Source organism: Massilia sp. DJPM01 (genome assembly GCF_030348125.1).
Classification (GTDB): domain Bacteria; phylum Pseudomonadota; class Gammaproteobacteria; order Burkholderiales; family Burkholderiaceae_D; genus Telluria_A; species Telluria_A frigida.
Window position 1 is genome coordinate 1 of sequence record NZ_JAQOZV010000175.1, and the last position, 1,317, is coordinate 1,317.

General features: G+C 53.4%; 1 protein-coding gene. It reads right to left on the reverse strand.

Annotated elements, in window-relative coordinates:
- Nucleotides 1-668: 668 nt before the first annotated feature.
- Complete coding sequence (locus PO883_RS34465) at nt 669-932, reverse strand: hypothetical protein (RefSeq protein ID WP_289313804.1); 264 nt, start codon at nt 930-932, stop codon at nt 669-671.
- Nucleotides 933-1,317: the final 385 nt, after the last annotated feature.

A 1,317-nucleotide genomic window follows, 5' to 3' on the forward strand; every position in this document is an offset into this window, starting at 1 on the left:
AAGCGATTGTGCTGACGGTCCCCAACGAGGTCACGTAAGACGGTCAAAGCTCTACTCATGCTCTATTCCAATATCGCAAGTTGACTGGGGACGGGTCGTGGTTTATTGCACAGGCAGGGCCACACGAAGGGGTCTATTTTATCACAGTTATCACTAATGCATTATGCACATGCAATATTTGTTGTGTTTTTTGTAGGTTTTTTAAGGGTGAGCGTACTGCCAGAAATCTTCAAGGGAGTCGCCAAAATCACCACCTTCCCCTACAATCACGAAGTTGCAAATTGGAAAAATTTCATCCCTTGTTGCTTTTCAAAAAAATTTCGTCGCCAAAAAAATTTTTGAGGACGATACCGATCGGCTACACGTAGACCGGGGGGTAACCTTTGCCTCCCCCCCCCACCTCCCCCCATCGGCATTTCCGTACCCGCTGCGGCGCTACGGATACGAATGGCGGTCAAAGGAGTCGTCGGCAGTCGTCCACCATTTTTTGTTTCCCAACACAGCAGTGCCCATCTCGGCTAAGCGAGTCCAGGGCGTTCAGGACCGGCGTAAGAGGGACTGCTTAGCCCCGTCAACCGACACGACGCTCATGCCCGCACATAGCCTTGTGCTCGCGCCCCTGCGTACCTCACGCTCGGCAATGCAGGCCCGAAGTACGTCGAACTCGACTAGACTGCCCTCTCGCGCGCAATGTCGGCAGGTTTGACAATGGGGAGCACCGTCGACCCCGATATACCGTATACCCTAGCCAGTTCGCTCACGCCTTGACGTTTCTCGTACGCCGCCACGATTGCAAGCGGCTCTGCTGGCGTGATCTTCGGGCGACGACCCAGCGTCGTAACCTCGGTTTTGACTCGTGCAAGTCCCGCTTGGGTTCCCTCAACGATCAGGTCGTGCTCCATCTCCACTACTGCGCCCGACGATGCAAGCATGAGCTTGCCAGCCGGCGACGTTAAGTCGAGTTTGCCAAGTTGAGGAGCAACGACTTCCCCCCTAGACCAAGGTCTTTGATGGGCGGCAGCACGTCAGGCACACCGGGGATGGAGAGATGTAGCTCGGATGTCACACCCCTGTCTGGCTCCCATAGCATAAAAAACTGCCGGTCCATTTTGAGTATGCCTAAAGTGGACCAAGGTAGAAGTGCGTCTGCTACGGGCAGAAATTAAAATAGGCCATGTCTAATAGACTTTTTCAAAAGAACTGTGTATATTGGACTTTATCAATATTTATGAAGGAGTTCATCATGTTCGTTCGCGCCTACCTCCGAGCGTCGACCAAGCAGCAAGACGCCACCCGTGCCAAGAGCCAGCTCGAATC

Coding starts and splice junctions, on each gene's coding strand:
- PO883_RS34465 (WP_289313804.1), bottom strand. CDS start 932: ATGCTTGCATCGTCGGGCGCAGTAGTGGAGATGGAGCACGACCTGATC.